Source organism: Dyella sp. C9 (genome assembly GCF_003332825.1).
Lineage (GTDB): Bacteria > Pseudomonadota > Gammaproteobacteria > Xanthomonadales > Rhodanobacteraceae > Dyella.
In genome coordinates, this window is sequence record NZ_QIRF01000001.1 from 271,338 (window position 1) to 288,912 (window position 17,575).

Here is a 17,575-nt window from a genome sequence, read left to right on the forward strand (position 1 = left end):
TGATGCCCAAGACTTGCCGTGACTCACGAACTCGCCTCCATCATCGACTTCATCCGTTACGGCGCCAGCCGCTTTTCTGCGGCCGGGCTCACTTTCGGGCATAGCCATGACAACCCCATCGACGAGGCCACCCACCTGGTGCTGGCCAGCCTGCATCTGCCGCCGGACATCCCGCCGGCCTATGGCGCGGGCCGACTCACCAGCGAGGAGCGCGAGCGTGTGCTGGCGCTGATCGAGCGTCGCGTCAACGAGCGCCTGCCGGTGGCCTACCTGGTGGGCGAAACCTGGTTCGCGGGGCTGAAGTTCAAGAGCGACCGCCGCGCGCTGGTGCCGCGCTCGCCCATCGCCGAGCTGATCGAGTCCGGCTTCCAGCCGTGGCTGGACCACCGCCATGTCGAGCGTGCGCTGGACCTGTGCACCGGCTCGGGCTGCATCGGCATCGCCATGGCCGAGTACAACCCGGACTGGCAGGTGGACATTGTCGACATCAGCGATGACGCGCTGTCGCTGGCCCGCGAGAACATCGTGTTCCAGCACGTCGAGAACCGCGTCGAGGCAATCAAGTCCGACCTGTTCAATGGCCTCGCCGGACGCCGTTACGACCTGATCGTGTCGAACCCGCCCTACGTCACCGAGGACGAATACGCCGCGCTGCCGGGCGAGTACAGCCATGAGCCCAAGCTTGGCCTGACCTCGGGCGAGGACGGCCTGGACATCTGCGTGCGCATGCTCGACGAGGCGGCCGACTACCTCAGCGAGGACGGCCTGCTGATCGTGGAAGTGGGCGAGAGCGAGCGCCAACTGGTGGAGCTGCTGCCGGAAGTCCCGTTCGTGTGGATCGAGTTCAAGGTGGGCGCGATGGGCGTGTTTGCGCTGGAGCGTCGCGACCTGATCGAGCATGCCGCGGCGATCCGTGCAGCGGCCGAAGCGCGCCGGGGGCGCTGAGCCCTCATGGAGCTGGCGACGGAACGCCTGCTGCTGGATGCGCTGACCCTCGAGGATGCGCCGGCGTTGTTCGGCTATCGCGGCGACCCGGACGTGTGGCGTTACCAGAACTGGCGGCCGGAGTCGCTGGCCGAGGTGGAGCGCTTCATCCGCAAGCAGTCGGCGCTGGACGCCCCCGTGGTGGGCCAGTGGTTCCAGCGCGCGATCCGGCTGCGCCGGGAAGGGTCGCTGGTCGGAGACCTCGCGTTCTGCCTGTCCGAGGATGGCCAGGCGGAGTTCGGCATCACCATTGCACCTCCCCAGCAAGGAAGAGGGTTGGCAAGGGAGGCCGCCACGGCGCTGCTGGGTGCGTTGTTCGGCACGTTCGGCATGCATCGGGTAAGGGCCTCGGTCGATCCCCGCAACCTGTCCAGCATGGCGCTGATGCGTTCCCTGGGGCTGCGCCAGGAGGCCCATATGCGTGAATGCCTCAAGTTCCGCGGCGAATGGGTGGATGACGTGATCTTCGCCCTGTTGGCCCGGGAATGGCCGATCAACGTCGCCGCGGACACGGCCGATGTTGCAACGCGGTAAGCTGTGGGGGTTTCCCCGCAGACGACGAGCCACGTGTCCAGTAATTCCTTCGGCAAACTCTTCACCGTCACCACCTTCGGCGAAAGCCACGGACCGGCCATCGGCTGCGTGATCGACGGCTGCCCGCCGGGGCTGCCGATCGCCGCCGAGGAATTCCGTGCCGACCTCGATCGTCGCGCCACCGGCAAGAGCCGCCACACCTCGCAGCGACGCGAGGCGGACGATATCGAGATCCTCTCGGGTGTTTACGAAGGCCGGACCACCGGCACGCCGATCGCGCTGCTGATCCGCAATACCGACCAGCGCAGCAAGGATTACGGCGACATCGCGCAAACCTTCCGCCCTGGTCACGCCGACTACACCTACTGGCAGAAGTACGGCATCCGTGATCCGCGTGGTGGTGGCCGCTCCTCGGCACGCGAGACCACCATGCGGGTGGCGGCCGGCGTGATCGCCAAGAAGTGGCTGGCTGAGCGTCACGGCGTGCGCGTGCGCGGCTACATGGCGCAGATTGGCGAAGTCACGCCGGGTTCGTTCGACTGGAACGCAGTGGAGCAGAATCCGTTCTTCTGGCCCGATGCTCACGGGGTGCCGGTGCTGGAGTCGTACATGGATGCGCTGCGCAAGTCGGGCGATTCGGTGGGTGCGCGCGTCAACGTCGTGGCCGACGGCGTGCCGCCCGGCTGGGGCGAGCCGATCTACGGCAAGCTCGATGGCGACATCGCCGCCGCGCTGATGTCGATCAATGCCGTGAAGGGCGTGGAGATCGGCGACGGCTTCGGCGTGGTGGCACAGCATGGCAGCCAGCATCGTGACGAGATGGCGATGGACGGCTTTGCGTCCAACCACGCCGGCGGCATCCTGGGCGGCATCAGCACGGGGCAGGCCGTGGTTGCCTCGATGGCGCTCAAGCCGACGTCCAGCATCCTTGTTCCCGGGCATAGCGTGAATCTCGCCGGTGAGCCGGTGGAGGTGGTCACCAAGGGGCGCCACGACCCCTGCGTGGGCATTCGCGCCACGCCGATCGCCGAAGCCATGGTGGCCCTGGTGCTGATGGACCACGCCCTGCGCCACCGTGCCCAGTGCGGCGACGTCGGCGAGGTCGCTCCCCGTATTCCGTAAGCCATGCCGGTCGCCTTGCGGCCGGCCCAGGACAGAAGTACACGCATCATGAACGCCAAACCGAAAGTCTGGGTCGCGCGCCCCGTATTCCCCGAAGTGCTGGATCGCCTGCGCCAGTACTTCGAGGTGGAAGCACAGGCCGAGGAGCGCCCCCGCAGTCCTGCCGAGCTGAAGGCCGGGCTGGCCGGTGCCGATGCCGCCATTGTGGGGCTGGCCGACCGCATCGACGCGGCCGTGCTGGATGGCAACACCCGGCTCAAGGTGGTGGCCAACCTGGGCGTGGGCCACAACAACCTCGATCTGGACGCACTGACCCGCGCGGGTGTGCTGGCCAGCAATACCCCTGACGTGCTCACCGAAAGCGTGGCCGATTTCGCCTGGGCGCTGATGCTGGCGGCAGCCCGGCGCGTGGGCGCAGCGGAGCGCTGGTTGCGTGCCGGGCATTGGCCCGGCAGCAACATGCGCTTCGACGACTGGTTGGGCCTGGATCTGCATGGCCGCACGCTGGGCATCCTTGGCATGGGGCGGATCGGGCAGGGCATTGCCCGCCGGGCTTCGGGATTCAGCATGCGCGTGCTGTATCACAACCGTACGCGACTGCCCGAGGCGGTGGAGCAGGAGTGTCGCGCCACCCTGGTCGGCAAGCCCGAGCTGCTGGCCCAGGCAGACTTCCTGGTGCTGGTGCTGCCGTTCACCCAGGCCAACCGCCACGCCATCGGCGCGCCGGAACTGGCGGCGATGAAGCGCTCGGCGGTGCTGGTGAACGTGGCCCGCGGCGGCATCGTGGATGACGCCGCCCTGGCCGCCGCCCTGCGCGAGGGTCGGTTGGCGGCTGCGGGCCTGGACGTGTTCGAAGGCGAACCCCAGGTGCATCCGGACCTGTTGGCGTTGGACAATGCCGTGCTCAGCCCGCATATCGCCAGCGCCAGCGAAGATACTCGCCGCGCCATGGCCAACCTGGCGGCTGACAATGTGATCGCGGCATTTGGATTTGGCGATGTGGCCGGACAACCGCCCACGCCGCTCAATCCAGTGGTGATGAGCCACTGGGCGGCAGGCAAAGCGTGATGACTTTCACGCCCATGCATGTCGCAGGTTGTATTGCGCGCCGCCCCGGCTAGATTTCCGCGCATAGCGGAGATCGGTGCCGCCGGGACGGTTTTCCGATTCCTCCTACCTGATAACGGGACATGAGCAAGAAGAGCAGCTACAAGGTGGCAATGGTCGGCGCGACGGGCGCCGTGGGTGAGACCCTGCTGGCCATCCTGGCCGAGCGCGATTTTCCGGTAAGCGAGCTGGTGCCGCTGGCGAGCGAGCGTTCGGCCGGCGAGAAAATCACCTTCGGCGGCAAACAATCCACGGTGCAGAACCTGGCCGACTACGACTTCGCTGGCGTCGACATCGCGTTCTTCTCGGCTGGCGGCTCGGTGAGCCGCGAGCACGCGCCGCGCGCGGCGGCGGCGGGAGCGGTGGTGATCGACAACACCTCCGAGTTTCGCTACCAGGACGACATTCCGCTGGTGGTGAGCGAGGTCAATCCGCACGCGATTGCCGAGTACACCACGCGTGGCATCATCGCCAACCCCAACTGCTCGACCATGCAGATGCTGGTGGCGCTGGCGCCGATCCATCGCGCGGCCGGGATCGAGCGTATCAACGTGGCGACCTATCAGTCCGTCTCCGGGGCGGGCCGCAGCGGCATGGACGAACTGGGCAAGCAGACCGCGGCCTTGCTCACCTTCCAGGACGTGGAACTGAAGAAGTTTCCCAAGCAGATCGCCTTCAACGTCATCCCGCACATCGACGACTTCCAGCCCAACGGCTACACCAAGGAAGAAATGAAGATGGTGTGGGAGACGCGCAAGATCCTCGAGGACGACACCATCCAGGTGAATCCCACCGCGGTGCGGGTGCCGGTTTTCTACGGGCACTCCGAAGCGGTGCACATCGAGACCCGTGACAAGCTCACCGCCGCGCAGGCGCGCGAGCTGCTGGAAAAGGCCGAGGGCGTCGTCGTGATCGACGAGCGCAAGGCGGGCGGCTATCCCACCCCGGTGGGCGATGCCGCGGGGCAGGATCCGGTGTTCGTGGGGCGCATCCGCGAGGACATCTCGCACGAGCGCGGGCTGGACATGTGGATCGTGTCGGACAACATCCGCAAGGGTGCGGCGCTCAATGCCGTGCAGATCGCCGAACTACTGATCAAGGATTACCTGTAATGAAAGTCGGGCTGGCCGGGTTGGCGTGCTGTTTGCTGTCAGTGATGGGGCCCGCCCGGGCAGCCACGGAACAGGCGGGCGGCTCGGCCGCCCAGCAGAAGCAGGTGGAGCAGGCCATCACCCAGCAGCAGGCGCAGGTGCACCAACTGCAGGGTGACGTGGCGCGAGAGGAATCCCGGACCCACCAGGCCGACGCCAAGCTGAAGGAACAGGACCAGGCCATCGCCGAGTTGCAGCGGCAGCTGGATGCCCTGAAGGCTCCGTCCAAGGGGAGTGGCCACCCCTGACCCGGGTGGCTTACTGCGGCAGGCTTTTCCAGGCAAGAACAAACTGCAGCAAGATGTCGTAAGCATTGGCCGGCGCTATTGTTGATTGGCCTGTACCTAACTAAAGTGACCCCTCGTTCCAGACGCTGCCGCCTTGCGGCAAGCCTACAAGAAACGTCACGGGGTCGTTCGGGGGAATACACGATGAATCGTTCTTTGAAGCTGTCGATGCTGCTGGCGCTTGCCCTTGGCAGCAGCCAGGCAGCCGCGCTGGAACTGGGCCAGATCCAGGTGAAGTCGGCGCTGGGCCAGCCCTTGCTGGCTGAAATCCCGGTCAATCCCGGCAGCCCGGCCGAGCTGCAGGACCTGAGCGCGCGCCTGGCTTCCGCTGCGGATGCCGCGCAGGCTGGGGTTGCTGCCGGTCCGAACGTGCCCCTGCAGTTCGCCGTGGTCGATGGCGGCAACGGTAAGAAGATCATCCGCATCACCAGCGTCGAGCCGGTCAACGACCCGTACCTGGACCTGCTGGTCGAGGTGGACAGCGCCGCCGGCAAGAGCCTGCGTGAGTTCACTCTGCTGCTCGATCCGCCGAATGCGCCGGCCAGCGTGCCCGCCACCCAGGCGCCGGTGCAGTCCACGGCCAAGTCCTCGCATCACGCGGCACCCGCCACCACGCCGGCCGCCAGCCAGTCGAGCGAGACGGCTGCCGCACCGGCCCCGGCCCCCAAGCCGGCCAAGCCCGCCCCGGCTCCGCGCGCCACCGCCGGCGGTACGTTCGGCCCGGTGGAACGTGGCGAGACGCTTTCCTCGATCGCCCACCAGACGGCGCCCGAGGGCATCGACACCAACCAGATGCTGCTGGCCCTCAAGCAGGCCAACCCCGACGCGTTCTACCGCGACAACATCAATGCGCTGAAGACCGGCGCCGTGCTGCGCGTGCCGTCGCGTGAAGACGCGCAGGCGATGGCCGTGGCGGCCGCCGCCGAGGAAGTGCGTCGCCAGAACAGCGACTGGCGCTCCGGCGCCGCCCGCGTGCCGACCACCGTGGCCGATGCCGGCACCCGCGCCAATGCCTCGTCGGCGCCCACCACCACCGGTCCGTCCGGCGATCACCTGGCCCTGGTTCCGGCCAAGGAAGGTGCGGATACCGGCGCCGGCAAGGGCGGTAAGGGTGCCCAGGCCGAAAAGGGCATGGCCGCGCTGCACCAGGATCTGCTGCGCAGCCAGGAGGCTCTCACCACTCTGCAGCAGCAGGGCGATGAGCTGAAGTCGCGCCTGAAGGACCTGGAAGACATCAACAGCAAGAACGAACGCCTGCTGTCGCTCAAGGACAACGAGATCGCCGAGCTCCAGCGCAAGCTGGCCGAGGCGCGCAAGGCCGCCGGCTTGCCGGCTGCGCCGGCCAGCGCTCCGGCCAAGCCCGCCGAGGAGACCGTGGTGAAGGCCAGTGCGCCGGCCAGCACCCCGGCGCCGGCCGCCACGGTTGCCGCTGCGCCGGCCGTGGCCACCCCGGCGGCCGCCAGCAGCGCCACGCCGGCCCATGCCAGCACAGCGGCCCCGGCCGTGGCCAAGGCGCCCGTGGCCAAGCCCGCCGCCAAGCCGGTGGCCAAGGCCGCCCCGGTGGTCGAGGAAGATCCCTGGTACATGCAGACCTGGGCCTGGGCCGGTGGTGCCGGCGCCGCCGTGGTGCTGCTCCTGCTCGCCCTGCGCAGCCGTAGCCGCAAGCCGGCTGGCGCTGCCGCGGGCTCCGCCTCGCTCGCCGACCGCTTCGGCACGGTGCCGCCGATCGGCCCGACCAGCGACGATCCGGACCAGGACGAGCTGCTCGACCAGCTGGCCGAGCACCCGGATGACATCGGCCTGCACCTGGAGCTGGTGAGCCTGTACTACAGCCGCCGCGACGTGGACCACTTCGAGGCAGCCGCCGAGGCCATGTACGCCCATGTCAGCGATCCGGAGCAGTCCGAATGGCAGGATGTGGTGCACATGGGCCAGGACCTGGTTCCCGAGCACCCGCTGTTCGCCCAGGGCGTGCCGGTGCCGGCCGCGGGCGAAGAGCACGAAGCACTGCACCACTTCGACCTGGGCAACTACGCCCATGAAGAGCAGGGTGACGAACTGCCGCCGATCCCGGCGACCCCGTCGCAGCATCCCAAGGTCAGCGAGTACCACTTCGATTTCGACCTGACCCCGCGTCCCGCGCAGGCCCATGCCGGCGCACCGGCGCCGGCGGCAACGGCCGAAAAGGACGAGGAAGAAGAAGCCTTCGAGAGCGAAGCCTCCAGCTGGCAGTTCGCCGAGCCGGTCGCTGATGCGTCCGCCGAGGATCTGCAGCACGAGCTGGGCCAGTTCAGCGATGATCCGGTCGACACCAAGCTGGACCTGGCGCGCGCTTATCTCGACATGGGCGATCCGGACGGCGCGCAGGCCATGCTCGAGGAAGTGCTGCACGAAGGCTCGCAGATGCAGAAGGACGTGGCCAAGCGCCTGCTCGAAAGCATCCGCTGAATCCTCGTTCGTACCGCAAACCCCGCTCGGGCCGGCCTTCGCCGGCCCGAGTTCGTTTGGGGCCTGCTAACCTGTGCTTCTGTTTCCTGCAACTGCTTCTCCATGCGCATCGCCCTTGGCATCGAATACGACGGCACCGAGTTCTCCGGCTGGCAGCGGCTGAGCCATGGCGGCACGGTGCAGGGGGCGCTGGAGCGGGCCTTGTCCTTCGTCGCGGCCCACCCGGTGGAGGTGACCTGCGCCGGTCGCACCGATGCCGGCGTGCACGGTCGCTGCCAGGTCGTGCACTTCGACACCGAGGTGGTGCGCGACATGCGCGGTTGGGTGCTGGGCACCTGTTCCAACCTGCCGGGCACCGTGGCGGTGCTCTGGGCGCAGCCGGTGGAACCCACGTTCCATGCGCGTTTCTCCGCGCGCAGCCGGCGCTATCGCTACCGCATCCTCAACCGGCCGGTGCGTGCCGCGCTGGAGGCGCGCTACGTGACCTGGGAGCGCCTGCCACTGGATGCCGCGCGCATGCACGAGGCGGCACAGGCCCTGGTCGGGGAGCACGATTTCAGCGCATTCCGCGCCATTTCCTGCCAGGCCGCGCACGCGCGGCGCGAGGTGCTGGCGGTGAGCGTGCGGCGCGAAGACGAGCAGGTGATCATCGAGATCGAGGCGAACGCCTTCCTGCACCACATGGTGCGCAACATCGTCGGTTCCCTGCTGCCGATCGGACGCGGCGAGCAGCCGGTGGCCTGGATGCACCAGTTGCTGGAAGGCCGCAACCGCGAAGTGGCCGGGCCCACCGCGCTGGCGTCGGGCCTCACCTTCCTCGGGCCGCGCTATGACGCGCAGTGGGGCCTGCCGGCGGAGGTGAGCCGATGACCCGCATCAAGTGCTGCGGCATGACGCGCGTGGAGGACGCCCAACTGGCGGCATCGCTGGGCGCCGACGCCATCGGCCTGGTGTTCACCGCGCGCAGCAAGCGCCGCGTGACGCTGGCCCAGGCGCGAGCCATCGCCGATGCCATGCCGCCGTTCGTCAGCATCGTCGCATTGTTCATGGACGATGATGCCGAGCTGGTGCAGGAGGTGATCGAAGCGGTGCAGCCCGACCTCCTGCAGTTCCACGGCCAGGAGCCGGACAACTGGTGCGCCCAGTTCGGCCGGCGTTTCCTCAAGGCCATTGCGATGGGCGAGGGCAAGGCGGCGCTGCACAAGCTGCAGCGTTACCCCTCCGCCTCTGGGCTTCTGCTGGATGGACACGGGCTGGGCGAGGCGGGCGGCAGCGGCAAGCGCTTCGACTGGTCGCTGATGCCCCGCGATATCGCGCAGCCGCTGATTCTGGCTGGCGGACTGACTGCGCAGAACGTGGCGGAGGCCATTCGCGTGGCGCGGCCATGGGCGGTGGATGTGGCCAGCGGCGTGGAGTCCTCTCCCGGCATCAAGGACCCGCACAAGCTCGCGGATTTCATCCAGGCCGTTCGACAGGCGGGTTGAGGCGCGACGTGCCCGCCTGTGGAAGGCGTGGCGCTGCTAGCATGCCCAGGCACCGTTCCGCGCCTTCAGGTCACGCATGTCCGCTCCCATAGACGAGTTCCATTACGACGGCCGGGCCGATGCACTTGAGGAGATCGTGCGCGCCGGGAGGCCGCGGGTCATGCGTGGCCTGGTAAAGCACTGGCCCGTGGTGGCCGCGGCATCGGTGTCGACGCAGTCGTTCGCCGAGGCGTTGGCGCTGATGGACAACGGCACGCCGGTCGATGTGCTGCGCATGCCGCCCGACGCCGATGGCGTGGTGGGCTACCGGGGCGAGGCCGAGGCGTTCAATTTCACCCATCACCGCGTTTCCGTGACGCAGGCCCTGCAGCGCCTGTTGATGGTGGCGGGGCAGGGCGATGCGCCGGGCGTTGCGCTACAAAGCGCGCCGGTGGCCAGTTGCCTGCCGTCTTTCCTCGACCGCCATGCCATGCCGCTGCTGGACGCGGGCATCCAGCCGCGCCTGTGGATCGGCAACCGCGTCACCACGCCGGCGCACTGCGACGAGTACCACAACATCGCCTGCGTGGCCTGCGGCGCGCGGCGCTTCACGCTGTTTCCGCCGGAACAGATCGGCAACCTGTACATCGGGCCGCTGGACTTCGCGCCCACCGGCACGGCGATCAGCATGGCGCGACTCGACCAGCTCGACGACCCGCGCTACCCGCGCCTGAAAGCCGCGCTGGAGCACGCGCTGGTGGCCGAGCTCGCGCCGGGCGATGCGATCTACATCCCGCCGATGTGGTGGCACCACGTCGCCTCGCTGGGCTCGCTCAATGCGCTGGTGAACTACTGGTGGAAGCAGCCGCAGGGCGACGGGCTGGTACCCGCGTCGCGATTGGGCGGCTTGCTGCACGCCATCCTGCTGTTCAAGTCGCTGCCACCTGCCGAGCGGGCGGCGTGGCGCGTGCTGTTCGATCACTACGTGTTCGGCGATGAGGACCCTGCCGCGCATATACCCCCGGCGCGTCGTGGCTGGCTGGGCGAACTGGACGCCGAGCAGACCGCGAAGTTGCTGGAGCGTATCCGCCAATTCCTCTGAGCGCCCGGTGTTTTCCACAGCCGATGTGGACGTGCACACAAACAAGCTGTGGATAGGTGCCGTATCTGCCTGATGGCAAAGAGGTCGCGACGCGGTGGCGCGTGATTATGCAGGGGTAAGGCATGCGTGGGTCGCGCACAGGGTGCGCGCCTGCAGAACGCGCTACTTGTGCGTGGGTGGCGATACCGTCGCAGGTTTTCCACAGCCGATGTGGACGCGCGCGGGAGAAGCCTGTGGATAGGTGTTCTATCCGCCTGATGGCAAAGACATCGCGACGCGCTGATGCCTGATTGCACAGCGGCAGGTGCGTGGCTCGCACGCGGCATGCCTCGTCAGCCGGCCGTGGCCGAGAATTCCTTTTCCAGCCAGGCAGCCAGTGCCGCCGAACGGTCGGGCGGCATGCGTTCGGGCGTGACCAGCACCCACTGCGAGGCGGTGTCATGGAACCCCCATGGCGCGACCAGGCGTCCGGAGGCGAGATCGCCCGTGACCAGCGGTTGCGGCGCAATGGCGATGCCACGACCGGCTACCGCCGCTTCGAGCAGGTGATACAGGTGCGGATAGGCCTGGCCCGCTTGCAGCTTGTCCGGAGGAAGCCCGGCACCTTGCGCCCAGCTCGTCCAGGCGCCGGGGCGCGATACCGTGTGCAGCAGCGCCTGTTTCAACAAGGCTTGCGGACGGCCGCGCGTGAGGTGATGCCGTTGCGCGAAATCGGGACTCGCGACCGGGCCGATGCGCTCCTGCGCCAGCGGATGCACGCGCCACCCGCCGGGCCAGGGCGGCGCACCCGCCATGACGGCGGCATCCAGCCCCTGCAGCGAGGGATCGAATGAGCCTTCGGTGGGCCGCAGGTGCAGGTCCAGGCCTGGCAGCTCGGCCATCAAACGCTCGAGGCGGGGAATCATCCAGCGCGCCAGCAGGCTGACCGGACAGCCGAGCACGAAGGGTGAGTGCGTGGCGTCCTGGCGCAGCGCATCGCAGGCCTCGCGCAGTTGGGTAAAGGCCGCGGTGCTGGTATCGCGCAGGCGCTGCCCGGCGGCGGTAAGTGCCAGCCCGCGCCCCTGGCGCTGGAACAGGGGTGTGCCCAGCTCGTCCTCCAGTGCGCGGATATGCCGGCTTACCGCGCCATGGGTGACGTGCAACTCGGTGGCGGCCCGGCTGACGCTGCCCAGGCGGGCGGCTGCCTCGAAGGCATGCAGCGCGTTGAGCGAAGGCAGCGGGCGGGTCATGGATATGTGACTTTTACTGACATAAGGCGGCCATCATATCGCTTTTGGCGCGCGTGCCTTTGGGGTAGGGTGGCGGGTGCTTTCCGACGCCTACCCCCGACGAGCCCTCCATGAGCAAGATCACCGATTTCAGCGTCTACCCCGACGAACACGGGCGTTTCGGCAACTACGGCGGCAGCTACGTGGCCGAGACGCTGATGGCGCCGTTGGCCGAGCTGACCGAGGCCTACCTGCGCCTGCGCCAGGACCCGGAATTCCTGGCCGAGCTGGACCGTGACCTGAAGTACTACGTGGGCCGTCCCAGCCCGGTCTATTACGCCGAACGGCTGTCGCAGCACGTAGGCGGCGCGCGCATCCTGCTCAAGCGCGAGGACCTCAACCACACGGGTGCCCACAAGATCAACAACACCATCGGCCAGGCCCTGGTGGCTCGGCGCATGGGCAAGCCGCGCATCATCGCCGAGACCGGCGCGGGCCAGCATGGCGTGGCCAGCGCCACGGTGGCGGCGCGCTTCGGCCTCAAGTGCGTGGTGTACATGGGCGCGGTCGACATCGAGCGCCAGAAGATCAACGTCTATCGCATGAAGCTGCTCGGCGCCGAGGTGGTGCCGGTGACCTCCGGCTCCAAGACGCTGAAGGATGCGCTCAACGAGGCGATGCGCGACTGGGTCACCAACGTCGCCGACACCTTCTACATCATCGGCACCGTCGCGGGCCCGCATCCGTACCCTTTGATGGTGCGCGACTTCAACGCCATCGTGGGCCGCGAGGCACGCGAGCAGGTGCAGGAGCAGTTCGGTCGCCTGCCGGACGTGATCACTGCCTGCGTGGGCGGCGGCTCCAACGCCATCGGCCTGTTCCATGCGTTCCTCAACGATCCGGGCGTGCGCATCGTCGGTGCCGAGGCGGCGGGCGAGGGCATCGCCACCGGGCATCACGCGGCGTCGCTGGCGGCGGGGCGTCCAGGCGTGCTGCACGGCAACCGCACCTATGTGCTGTGCGACGACAACGGCCAGATCACCGAGACACATTCGGTGTCCGCTGGCCTCGATTACCCGGGCGTGGGGCCGGAACATGCCTTCCTGAAGGACGCGGGCCGTGCCGAATACGTGGGCGTGACCGACGACGAGGCCCTGGAGGCGTTCCACCTGCTGGCGCGTACCGAGGGCATCCTCGCCGCGCTCGAGTCCAGTCATGCCGTGGCGCAGGCGATCAAGCTCGCACGCGAGTATCCGAAGGACGGCCTGGTGCTGTGCAACCTTTCCGGTCGCGGCGACAAGGACGTGCACACCATCGCCGCGCGTGAAGGAGTCCAGGTATGAGCCGCATCGACCGCCGTTTTGCCGAGTTGAAGGCCGCCGGCCGTACCGGCCTGATTCCCTTCGTCACCGCCGGCGATCCGGCCCCGCAGCATGCCGTGGCGCTGATGCATGCGCTGGTGGAAGCCGGTGCGGACGTGATCGAGCTGGGCGTGCCGTTCTCCGATCCCATGGCCGATGGCCCGGTGATCCAGCACGCCAGCGAGCGTGCGATCGAGAAGGGCGTGGGCCTCGGCGACGTGCTGCGCTGGGTGGCCGAGTTCCGCCAGCGCGACGCGCAGACGCCGATCGTGCTGATGGGCTACCTCAATCCGATCGAGATTCACGGCTACGCCCGTTTTGCGGCGGAGGCCGTGCAGGCGGGCGTGGATGGCGTGCTGATCGTCGATTGCCCGCTGGAAGAGTCTGCGGTGCTGCAACCCCTGAAAGACGCCGGCCTGCAGCAGATCCTGCTGGCGGCGCCCACCACCGCACCCCTGCGTATGGTGCAGTTGTGCGGGTCGGCGCAGGGTTTCCTGTACTATGTCTCGTTCGCCGGCATCACGGGCGCGGCACGATTGAGCACGGGCGACATCGCCGCTCGCGTGGCCGATATCCGTGCGAAGTCGAAGGCTCCGGTGGCCGTGGGGTTCGGCGTGCGCGATGCGCAGTCGGCCAAGGCCATCGCCGGCTTCGCGGATGCGGTGGTGATTGGCAGCGCGCTGGTGGAGCGCCTGGCCGGTGCGTCCGATGTCGAAGACATCGCCACGCGGGCCAAGGGTTTCCTGGCGCCAATCCGGCAAGCGCTGGACGCCTGAACCTTGTTTCCTCTCCCCGTCGGGAGGGGGCTGAGGCGAGGGGCGGGGCTTGCGGTGGCGGTTGAATAAGCGTGCGTTGAACACATCACATGGTTCAACTCCGACCGAGGCAAGATTGGCCCCTCACCCCAACCCTCTCCCCGGAGGGGAGAGGGAGATGCTCCACGAGGTTTGATTGATATGAACTGGCTCCAGAAAATCATGACCCCGCGCGCTCGCGCCGAGGCTTCCAATGCCGGCAAGGGCAAGGTGCCCGAAGGCGTGTGGGAGAAGTGCGGCGGTTGCGGCACCGTGCTGTACCGCCCGGAACTGGAGCGCAACCTGATGGTGTGCCCCAAGTGCGGCCATCACCACACCATCGATGCCCGTGCGCGCCTGGACGCTTTCCTCGACCCGGGCTCGGCGCAGGAGCTGTGGGCCAGCATGGAGCCGAGCGATCCGCTCAAGTTCCGTGATTCCAAGAAGTACCGCGACCGCATCATCGCCGCGCAGAAGTCCACCGGCGAGAAGGACGCGCTGCTGGCCATGAGCGGCCGCCTCAAGGGTCGTCCGCTGATGGCGGTGGCGTTCGAATTCAGCTACATGGGCGGCTCGATGGGCTCGGTGGTGGGCGAGAAGTTCACCCGCGCTGCCGAGCGTGCACTGGCTGACCGCAGTGCGCTGGTGTGTTTCTCCGCCACCGGCGGCGCACGCATGCAGGAGTCGTTGTTCTCGCTGATGCAGATGGCCAAGACCTCGGCCGCGCTGGCGCGCATGCGCGACGCGGGCGTGCCTTACATCAGCGTACTTACGCATCCGACCACCGGTGGCGTGTCGGCGAGCCTGGGCATGCTGGGCGACATCAACGTCGCCGAGCCCAAGGCCCTGATCGGTTTCGCCGGTCCGCGCGTGATCGAGCAGACCGTTCGCGAAACGCTGCCGGAAGGCTTCCAGCGCTCCGAATTCCTGGTGGAACACGGCGCCATCGACATGATCGTCGACCGTCGCGAGATGCGCGACAAGCTGGCTGACCTGCTCGGCATCCTGCAGAAGGCGCCGCGCGTGGCCTGATCTCGCGACAGGATCTACGCGAAAAGACAGCGCCTTCGGGCGCTGTTTTTTTTGCCTGCGTTTTCCACAGGCGATGTGGACGTATGCGGGAGCAGCCTGTGGATAGGTGTCCTATCTGCCTGATGGCAAAGACGTCGCGACGCGGTGGCGCGAAATTGCGCAGCGATGCAGCACGCACGTGCACGCCCACCTGTAGGAGCGCACCTTGTGCGCGACTGGCGATCCCTCGCGGCTTTTCCACAGCCGATGTGGACGTGCGCACAAACAAGCTGTGGATAGGTGTCCTATCTGCCTGATGCCAAAGACGTCGCGACGCAGTGATGCGTCATTGCGCAGCGGTGTCGCGCGGGTGGGTCGCGCACAGGGTGCGCTCCTACAGGAGAGCGCTTCTCGCGCGTGGGGGCGATACCGCCGCAGGTTTTCCACAGCAGATGTGGATGCGCACGGGAGAAGCCTGTGGATAGGTAGGCTATCCGACTGATGGCAAAGAGATCGCGACGCGATGGTGCCTGATTGATCAGCGGCGACGCGTGTCCCGTGGCGCGCGGGCGGCGCACCGGGCGAGGCCACGCGCCAGGATCAGCCGAGCAGCGCGTGGAATGGCAGCAGCCACAACGACAGCGCGCCCAGTGCGCTGCCGATCGCGGTGGCAGCGATGACGTCGCTGGGATAATGCAGGCCGAGAATCACGCGCGAAGCGCCGATCAGCGCGGTGAAGGTGAGCAGCAGGGGCGCCAGCAGCGGATACCAGGCAAGCGCCACCACGGTGAAGCTCACCGCTTGCAGCGTATGGCCGGAGGGGAAGCTGAATTCGTCCAGTGGCGGCACATGGGCAATCACGCCGGGGCAGGCGCGGAACGGGCGCGGGCGGCGCGTCCAGCGCTTGAGCAGGCGATACAGCAGCAGCGCGGTCAGGCCGGTGAGGGCCATCTGGGCCGCGGCGAGCAGACCGCGCCGGCCGTCGATCAGCGCGAGGGCGAGCATCAGCGAGTACCAGAACACGCCATCGCCGAGCCGGCTGATGATGCCGAAGAACACGCCGACGGCGCGGCGCGTGCCCCAGCGGTTGGCCGCCACGCACATGCGGCGGTCGATGGCGAAGCGGGGTCCTGCAGGCAGATCAGGCGTGTGCAGTGGTGGCATGGTGTTCATGCGCATTCTCCTGGGCCAGTTCACGCAACAGGTTTTCGAATTCGCGGATGACCGCGTCGGGCGAGAGGCTGGCGATGCTGGCATGCGCCGCCCGCCCCATGTGGCGGATCAGGCTGGCATTGCCGGCGAGCATCGCGGTGGATTGGATGAAGTCCTGCTCATTGCCGGCATCGATGCGATAGCCGTTGTGGCCGCTGCGCAAGTGTTCGCGCGCGGCGCCTTCCTCGTACGCCACCACCGGCAATCCCGACGCCAAGGCTTCGAGGATCACGTTGCCGAAGGGTTCGCTGAGGCTGGGGAAGGGGAACAGATCGGCGCTTGCATAGTGGCGCGCCAGCGCCTCGCCGCGTTGCACGCCGGCGAAGATGAAGTCGGGGTTGGCCTCCTGCAGCGCAGCGCGTGCCGGGCCGTCGCCGACCCACACATAGCGTGCCTTCGGCACCTGCTGCTGGATGGCGCGAAAGGCACGCACGGCCAGGTCCAGGTTCTTTTCCGGCGCTATGCGGCCGACGTAGAGCACCACCGGCGTATTGCCGTCCACGCCCCAGCTGTCGCGCTGCTCTGTGCAGCGATGGCGCGGGTGAAACAGCTGCGTGTCGACCGCGCGACGCAGCAGGCGGGCGGTCGATACGCCCAGTGCGGCCAGCTCGGCGGCGAGCGCTTCGGTGGGCACCAGGGTGGCGGCGGCACGGCGGTGGAAGCGGCGCAGGTAGCCACGCACCACCGGCGTGAGGAAGCCTACGCCGTAGTGGTCGGCATAGGTATCGAAACGGGTGTGGAAGCCGGTGGCGGTGGGAATGCCCAGCCGTTGGGCCGCGCGCACGGCCGACCAGCCCAGTGGGCCCTCGGTGGCCACGTAGATCGCATCCGGGCGCAGCCGCGTCCAACGTTCGCGTAGGGTGCGCCCTGCCGGCAGGCCGAAGCGCAGGCCGGGGTAGCGGGGCAACGAGGCGCCGCGGACTTCCAGGGTGACAATGCCCGGCTCGTCCGGGAAAGGCTGCTGCTGGCGCGGACGGATCAGGTCGACCGTGTGCCCCTGCGACGCCAGTCCGGCGGCGAGGCTGTGCACGGTCAGTGCCACGCCGTTGATCTCGGGTGGATAGGTCTCGCTGACGATGCCGATGCGCACTTGTACTTACCGTTTGCTGGCCCTGTGCAGGTTCCTCCCGTGGCGTTGCGGGGGCGTGGCGTGTGTGTGACGCCCCCATGACGGCGGTCACGGCAGGGCCGGTGATGAGGTTCTATGCGCGTCGTTCGCGAGTACACTGCCCAGACTCACCCGCGCGGAGACACCCCATGAAACGCATGCTGCTGGTATTTGCACTGGCCGCCCTGGCTGGCGGCGTCATCGCCGCCGACGCGCCGGGTCTTCCCGTCACCAAGGCACCGGCAGGCGCCGAGGTCTACATCATTTCGCCGCAGGACGGCGCCACGGTCGGGCAAGACGTCACCGTGCAGTTCGGCCTCAAGGGCATGGGCGTGGCGCCGGCCGGCGTGAAGAAGGAAGGCACCGGCCACCATCATCTGCTGGTGGACGTGACCGACCTGCCGGCGGCGGGCCAGCCGATTCCCAAGGACGAGCACCACCTGCACTTCGGCAACGGTCAGACCGAGACGACGCTCAAGCTGGCCCCGGGCAAGCACACCCTGCAGCTCGAGCTGGCCGACGAAAACCACATTCCGTTCGACCCGCCGATCGTCTCCAAGAAGATCACCGTCACCGTGAAGTGACACCTCGCGGGCGGCGCGGCCTTCGGTCCGCCGCCCGTGGATGCCGGTCAGGGGCGCGGATCGGCTAAAATTGGCGTTTTCGCCTTTCAGGACAGCCTC

Annotated in this window: 17 protein-coding genes; 14 read left to right on the forward strand and 3 right to left on the reverse strand. The window is 67.9% G+C overall.

Annotated elements, in window-relative coordinates; all coding sequences use genetic code 11:
* Positions 1-18: 18 nt before the first annotated feature.
* From prmB to DVU99_RS01270, 10 genes are all read left to right on the forward strand, one after another.
* Positions 19-945: a 50S ribosomal protein L3 N(5)-glutamine methyltransferase gene (prmB, locus tag DVU99_RS01225; RefSeq protein WP_114238381.1), complete on the forward strand. Its 927-nt coding sequence runs from the start codon at positions 19-21 to the stop codon at positions 943-945.
* A gap of 6 nt (positions 946-951) precedes the next feature.
* On the forward strand, positions 952-1,518 hold the full coding sequence (locus DVU99_RS01230) for a GNAT family N-acetyltransferase (RefSeq protein WP_114238382.1): 567 nt from the start codon (positions 952-954) through the stop codon (positions 1,516-1,518).
* A 33-nt stretch (positions 1,519-1,551) separates the two neighbouring features.
* Positions 1,552-2,640, forward strand: a complete 1,089-nt coding sequence (gene aroC, locus DVU99_RS01235; protein ID WP_114238383.1) for a chorismate synthase — start codon at positions 1,552-1,554, stop codon at positions 2,638-2,640.
* Positions 2,641-2,688: 48 nt separating this feature from the next.
* A complete protein-coding gene (locus DVU99_RS01240) occupies positions 2,689-3,708 on the forward strand; it encodes a D-glycerate dehydrogenase (RefSeq protein WP_114238384.1) in 1,020 nt (339 codons plus the stop codon).
* Between the two features lie 122 nt (positions 3,709-3,830).
* Positions 3,831-4,859 (forward strand): aspartate-semialdehyde dehydrogenase, encoded by a 1,029-nt coding sequence (locus DVU99_RS01245; RefSeq protein ID WP_114238385.1) that lies wholly within the window; start codon positions 3,831-3,833, stop codon positions 4,857-4,859.
* On the forward strand, positions 4,859-5,146 hold the full coding sequence (locus DVU99_RS01250; protein WP_114238386.1) for a hypothetical protein: 288 nt from the start codon (positions 4,859-4,861) through the stop codon (positions 5,144-5,146). The genes DVU99_RS01245 and DVU99_RS01250 overlap by 1 nt, the downstream gene beginning before the upstream one ends.
* A 183-nt stretch (positions 5,147-5,329) precedes the next feature.
* A complete protein-coding gene (locus DVU99_RS01255; RefSeq protein ID WP_114238387.1) occupies positions 5,330-7,633 on the forward strand; it encodes a FimV/HubP family polar landmark protein in 2,304 nt (767 codons plus the stop codon).
* 102 nt (positions 7,634-7,735) lie between these two features.
* A complete protein-coding gene (truA, locus tag DVU99_RS01260) occupies positions 7,736-8,503 on the forward strand; it encodes a tRNA pseudouridine(38-40) synthase TruA (RefSeq protein WP_114238388.1) in 768 nt (255 codons plus the stop codon).
* The gene (locus DVU99_RS01265; protein ID WP_114238389.1) at positions 8,500-9,117 is read left to right on the forward strand and encodes a phosphoribosylanthranilate isomerase; all 618 of its coding nucleotides are present in this window, start codon (positions 8,500-8,502) and stop codon (positions 9,115-9,117) included. The genes truA and DVU99_RS01265 overlap by 4 nt, the downstream gene beginning before the upstream one ends.
* A 76-nt stretch (positions 9,118-9,193) precedes the next feature.
* Positions 9,194-10,198 carry a cupin-like domain-containing protein gene (locus DVU99_RS01270; RefSeq protein WP_114238390.1) on the forward strand — a complete coding sequence of 335 codons (1,005 nt, stop codon included), beginning with the start codon at positions 9,194-9,196 and terminating at the stop codon, positions 10,196-10,198.
* Between the two features lie 332 nt (positions 10,199-10,530).
* Here DVU99_RS01270 and DVU99_RS01275 read toward each other — a convergent pair whose 3' ends face one another.
* Positions 10,531-11,427 carry a LysR family transcriptional regulator gene (locus DVU99_RS01275; RefSeq protein ID WP_114238391.1) on the reverse strand — a complete coding sequence of 299 codons (897 nt, stop codon included), beginning with the start codon at positions 11,425-11,427 and terminating at the stop codon, positions 10,531-10,533.
* A 110-nt stretch (positions 11,428-11,537) separates the two neighbouring features.
* Between DVU99_RS01275 and trpB the strand changes: the two genes are divergently transcribed.
* From trpB to accD, 3 genes are all read left to right on the forward strand, one after another.
* Positions 11,538-12,749, forward strand: coding sequence for a tryptophan synthase subunit beta (trpB, locus tag DVU99_RS01280; protein ID WP_114238392.1), 1,212 nt, complete (start codon positions 11,538-11,540; stop codon positions 12,747-12,749).
* Positions 12,746-13,543 (forward strand): tryptophan synthase subunit alpha, encoded by a 798-nt coding sequence (gene trpA, locus DVU99_RS01285; protein WP_114238393.1) that lies wholly within the window; start codon positions 12,746-12,748, stop codon positions 13,541-13,543. Before trpB ends, trpA begins: the two co-directional genes overlap by 4 nt.
* Before the next feature lie 180 nt (positions 13,544-13,723).
* Positions 13,724-14,593, forward strand: coding sequence for an acetyl-CoA carboxylase, carboxyltransferase subunit beta (gene accD / locus DVU99_RS01290; protein WP_114238394.1), 870 nt, complete (start codon positions 13,724-13,726; stop codon positions 14,591-14,593).
* Between the two features lie 579 nt (positions 14,594-15,172).
* Here the strand turns inward: accD and DVU99_RS01295 are convergent.
* Both DVU99_RS01295 and DVU99_RS01300 read right to left on the reverse strand, forming a co-directional pair.
* Positions 15,173-15,745, reverse strand: coding sequence for a phosphatase PAP2 family protein (locus DVU99_RS01295; protein ID WP_114238395.1), 573 nt, complete (start codon positions 15,743-15,745; stop codon positions 15,173-15,175).
* Positions 15,714-16,874: a glycosyltransferase family 1 protein gene (locus tag DVU99_RS01300; RefSeq protein WP_114238396.1), complete on the reverse strand. Its 1,161-nt coding sequence runs from the start codon at positions 16,872-16,874 to the stop codon at positions 15,714-15,716. Before DVU99_RS01300 ends, DVU99_RS01295 begins: the two co-directional genes overlap by 32 nt.
* A gap of 167 nt (positions 16,875-17,041) precedes the next feature.
* Between DVU99_RS01300 and DVU99_RS01305 the strand changes: the two genes are divergently transcribed.
* Positions 17,042-17,476, forward strand: coding sequence for a DUF4399 domain-containing protein (locus DVU99_RS01305; RefSeq protein WP_114238397.1), 435 nt, complete (start codon positions 17,042-17,044; stop codon positions 17,474-17,476).
* The last annotated feature ends 99 nt before the right edge of the window (positions 17,477-17,575 follow it).

Excerpts from the sequence above, each read along its gene's own strand:
- truA (WP_114238388.1), top strand. The coding sequence starts at position 7,736 with ATGCGCATCGCCCTTGGCATCGAATACGACGGCACCGAGTTCTCCGGC.
- DVU99_RS01245 (WP_114238385.1), top strand. The coding sequence starts at position 3,831 with ATGAGCAAGAAGAGCAGCTACAAGGTGGCAATGGTCGGCGCGACGGGC.
- accD (WP_114238394.1), top strand. The coding sequence starts at position 13,724 with ATGAACTGGCTCCAGAAAATCATGACCCCGCGCGCTCGCGCCGAGGCT.
- trpB (WP_114238392.1), top strand. The coding sequence starts at position 11,538 with ATGAGCAAGATCACCGATTTCAGCGTCTACCCCGACGAACACGGGCGT.
- DVU99_RS01250 (WP_114238386.1), top strand. The coding sequence starts at position 4,859 with ATGAAAGTCGGGCTGGCCGGGTTGGCGTGCTGTTTGCTGTCAGTGATG.
- DVU99_RS01230 (WP_114238382.1), top strand. The coding sequence starts at position 952 with ATGGAGCTGGCGACGGAACGCCTGCTGCTGGATGCGCTGACCCTCGAG.
- DVU99_RS01275 (WP_114238391.1), bottom strand. The coding sequence starts at position 11,427 with ATGACCCGCCCGCTGCCTTCGCTCAACGCGCTGCATGCCTTCGAGGCA.
- DVU99_RS01255 (WP_114238387.1), top strand. The coding sequence starts at position 5,330 with ATGAATCGTTCTTTGAAGCTGTCGATGCTGCTGGCGCTTGCCCTTGGC.
- trpA (WP_114238393.1), top strand. The coding sequence starts at position 12,746 with ATGAGCCGCATCGACCGCCGTTTTGCCGAGTTGAAGGCCGCCGGCCGT.
- DVU99_RS01295 (WP_114238395.1), bottom strand. The coding sequence starts at position 15,745 with ATGAACACCATGCCACCACTGCACACGCCTGATCTGCCTGCAGGACCC.
- DVU99_RS01270 (WP_114238390.1), top strand. The coding sequence starts at position 9,194 with ATGTCCGCTCCCATAGACGAGTTCCATTACGACGGCCGGGCCGATGCA.
- DVU99_RS01240 (WP_114238384.1), top strand. The coding sequence starts at position 2,689 with ATGAACGCCAAACCGAAAGTCTGGGTCGCGCGCCCCGTATTCCCCGAA.
- DVU99_RS01305 (WP_114238397.1), top strand. The coding sequence starts at position 17,042 with ATGAAACGCATGCTGCTGGTATTTGCACTGGCCGCCCTGGCTGGCGGC.
- DVU99_RS01265 (WP_114238389.1), top strand. The coding sequence starts at position 8,500 with ATGACCCGCATCAAGTGCTGCGGCATGACGCGCGTGGAGGACGCCCAA.